This window comes from Candidatus Anaplasma sp. TIGMIC, assembly GCF_028204095.1.
Lineage (GTDB): Bacteria > Pseudomonadota > Alphaproteobacteria > Rickettsiales > Anaplasmataceae > Anaplasma.
Genome location: NZ_JAQLOH010000053.1, coordinates 1 through 3539 on the forward strand (window position 1 = coordinate 1; position 3539 = coordinate 3539).

The 3539-nt window shown below is 46.4% G+C and carries 4 protein-coding genes; 1 reads left to right on the forward strand and 3 read right to left on the reverse strand.

Annotated elements, in window-relative coordinates; translation table 11 throughout:
- Nucleotides 1-560 precede the first annotated feature (560 nt).
- The 3 genes from PGW94_RS04395 to PGW94_RS04405 all read right to left on the reverse strand — a co-directional run bounded on the left by PGW94_RS04395 (nt 561) and on the right by PGW94_RS04405 (nt 2463).
- Nucleotides 561-806: a hypothetical protein gene (locus PGW94_RS04395; protein WP_271759023.1), complete on the reverse strand. Its 246-nt coding sequence runs from the start codon at nt 804-806 to the stop codon at nt 561-563.
- A gap of 156 nt (nt 807-962) precedes the next feature.
- Nucleotides 963-1418 carry a PAS domain-containing protein gene (locus PGW94_RS04400; protein ID WP_271759025.1) on the reverse strand — a complete coding sequence of 152 codons (456 nt, stop codon included), beginning with the start codon at nt 1416-1418 and terminating at the stop codon, nt 963-965.
- Between the two features lie 346 nt (nt 1419-1764).
- The gene (locus PGW94_RS04405) at nt 1765-2463 is read right to left on the reverse strand and encodes a murein hydrolase activator EnvC family protein (RefSeq protein WP_271759027.1); all 699 of its coding nucleotides are present in this window, start codon (nt 2461-2463) and stop codon (nt 1765-1767) included.
- 51 nt (nt 2464-2514) lie between these two features.
- On the opposite strand from PGW94_RS04405, the gene glpX reads away from it, so the two are divergent.
- Nucleotides 2515-3456 carry a class II fructose-bisphosphatase gene (glpX, locus tag PGW94_RS04410; RefSeq protein ID WP_271759029.1) on the forward strand — a complete coding sequence of 314 codons (942 nt, stop codon included), beginning with the start codon at nt 2515-2517 and terminating at the stop codon, nt 3454-3456.
- Nucleotides 3457-3539: the final 83 nt, after the last annotated feature.

Consider the following 3539-nt stretch of genomic DNA (forward strand, 5'->3'; position numbering starts at 1 on the left):
TGTGCCTGTGCCTGTGCCTGTGCCTGTGCCTGTGCCTGTGCCTGTGCCTGTGCCTTGGGCATAGTGTTATGTTACGGATTTCCACTCATCCAATCACTATAAGCGTACTTTCGGCAATGTAGTGAACAACAAAATGTGTTCAGGATATATGCAGCCATGCGCTGCGAAGGACACCGCGCCGCTAAAAAGCAGTCTTTGCGGAATGTTACTGTTGGTTACGGATCTGATTTCAAAGTCTCTCTAAGCCTCAACAAACACAAGTATGTACACTGTCAATTTCTATATACAGTTAAACTTCCGCAAGTTTCCACATTGGCGAGAGAAGTAAATGACCGACTCAGATCGTGTGATCTCTATGATGCAATGTTCAGAGCGCTTTGAACAAGAAATCAGGACTGAGATAGCTATCGTGACGGGTCCTAGTCGAGGAAACTCGGTTCCCAATGGCGCTTTAAGAAAAAACCGAGCACAACGTGTGCCTGAGCAACAGCAAGCACTGACTGCCAGAGTGGTACACGTACAAATACCCTGGCGGGGAGCAGATACGAATACTGCCAGCTTCACCTACTCGTAGTATCTTTGCTCTTCCTGGTGAATTTTGCAGAACGTCTCAAGCACTCGCGAAGGACCTCAAGCTCCTCACGGCTTACAAAACCCATATCATGTAAGCAAGACCGTACGCGTTCTCGTACCACAGATCTTCCTAGCGATATAGCACCGCATGCGCCACTTAATGCGGATATACCCACTCTTGCACAGTCACGCAGAAATACTGACAGAGACATGGAGACCAAACCTAATAACATGTTGGAAGTCTACAAAACTACGCATGTGCATGTCAATCGCTTGAACTGTGCACAACGTTTGAAAAAAGAAACGATACAAACAAAGCTTCCGCGAATCAAGCAGGTCCATGCGAAAGTTTCACACGGCCGCAATGCAGTGAGGAACCTCTTACAGGGTCAGTATATACGTCCGCCCACTACGCCGATAATGTGATCTATGGTGTCATTCTCTCCCAGTGGCAACAGACACTGACGGATTTTTATATCGTTCCCTTTCGCGGTAGTCTTTTCTGTTTCTTCTATTACGGGTCTACGGTTTTCCACTACGGATTCCAGATAATCAAATAGGTTTTCCACAACTTGTGGAAAAAAAACCACTACATTTTCTGCTTCCGAATAATACCTAAGATCCGAACTATAGAGTTTGGTTGCCTCAGACCCTACGTAGATACACTCGTATTTTTTGTCACCATCAGAGTATTTTACGCTCAGTATGAAACAGTGCGGCCATATGGTGATAATGTCCTCAGGATCAATCTCGTGTTTGGCCGGATAGCTTCTGCCGTTACGTAACTGGTCCCAATATGCACACAATGTATTTATTGCCCGTCTTTCAGAAACGTATTCCGACATTTACTACTTACAACCCGCACTACCACAACCGTAGTACTGTATATCAGAAATATTGATTTTTTATTACCGTAATAAATTGCATTTTGCACTCACCTGTTCAATCCTAAAATTGTATGCAATCGCGGATGATAGACTGATTTAATACGTTTTCGCGCTGTGAGGTAGAAAATAATTTTTACGAAATATCAGTAATATTGAGATAATATGGAGTGTGGTAATGCACTCTCGTGTGATTATAACGGACGCAACGAAACCGTGCGGTTAGATTTCGCACACCGCGAACACAATGACTATGTCTTTTGTTAATTCTCCATACATACGTATTTACGGGCAGTGCATTGCAAATTCACTTTTGCGTATCATCGCACTCCCTTATGTGATGTGCAGCATCAATAGCCTTGCCATTGTATCGCATAGAAAAGCAACAGAAATGGCTACTGCCGCTAGACTGAGTAGCTCTTGCGGAAGACGTAGTTGCCAACACATCACCTTTCTTGACTTCATCACCTATCTTTACTTTGATTCCGCCCACATTGTAATACATGGTGATAGTGTACTTATCGTGTTCAAGTATTACCAAGTCTCCGTATACCTTTAGCCCCTTACCTATGTACAGTACTCTACCATCATGTGAAGCAGTGACCTGTGCTGACTCGCGCCGCACTATAGCTATTCCGTCACCACAAAATATACCGCTGCTACTATTGGGGTTCTTAGCGGATATAACCTTGCCACTTAGAGGTAGAGTAAAACCGCACTTTGCACTTTCTGAACCTGCGCGAAGAATGCTGGTTTCGTCTAACATCTCCATTTGTGTTTGGTCATGGCTGCGTATCGACTTTGTAGATGGAGCCCCATCTGCACGATCACGTATAAGCCTGTACTCTGACTTTTCGCTGTTCTCCTCATCTCCGTAGAACTCCTCACCCCTGAGCGAAACAGGAGCGGGTTTTTGCGAGAAACACCCACTCAGGAGAAACATACACAATGCTAGCGCCGAGACCCACACATTCTTCTGTTGATTAACGTACAACTGGTATATCATAAGGTACGATTAGGTTTTTGTTAACGACTATTTGAGGGTGGTGAGGGGCAAATGCTGACCAAGGACTTGTGTTTTGAGTTTCTGGGTGTTACTGAACTTGCAGCTGCGGAGGCGTATAAGTTTGCGGGCCGAGCTGATGAGATGAGTGCGGATAGGGCTGCTGTGGATTCTATGCGTTCTACCCTGAACTCTATGTGCATAGACGGCCAAATAGTGATCGGCGAGGGTGAAAGAGATAAAGCCCCTATGTTGTTTTGCGGGGAACAAGTTGGTAAAGGCGGGCCAGCTCTTGACATTGCTGTGGATCCCTTAGAGGGCACCACTACCTGCGCACTGTTTAAAGAGGGTGCAATGTCAGTCATAGCAGTGGCTGAGAGAGATTGCCTGCTAAAGGCGCCAGATGTGTATATGGACAAAATAGCGGTGGGTCCCGGGCTGCCTGATGGCGTGATCTCGATGAAGAATGATCTTGAGACTAATATTCGCAACTTGTCAGAAGCGAAAGAACGCAAAATCACAGACCTTATTGCCGTGGTGCTTAACCGGGAACGGCATGCGACCCTCATAAAGGGCCTACGGGAGCTAGGAGTCAGGGTGCGTCTAATTGATGCGGGAGATATAGGCGCAGTGATTTCACTTATAAAGGGTGATCACGACATCTGTTTAGGTATAGGAGGTGCTCCAGAGGGCGTGCTCTCGGCTGTTGCCTTAGCATCCGTGGGAGGGCAGATATGTGGACGTCTAGTTTTGAATACTCCGGAACTACGCGGCAGAGCAGCGCAGGTTGGCATAGAGGACTATGACAGGGACTATACGATGCAAGACATGGTAAGAGGGCCAGCAACCTTCATAGCTACTGGTGTTACCGACAGTATGCTCATGCATGGGGTCAGGTACAACGAAAGAGGAGGTTTAGAAACCGAGTCAATCATATTTACGCCGGAGGGAGTCGTAACTCACGTTAGGCGTACTAATTGTGGTAACGGCCAATAGGAGGACTTTTCAGCATAATAGATTTGCTGCAACCCCCTTAGCCGAACACATGTAGCACACAGGATGAGGGAGAAGCGAAGGAG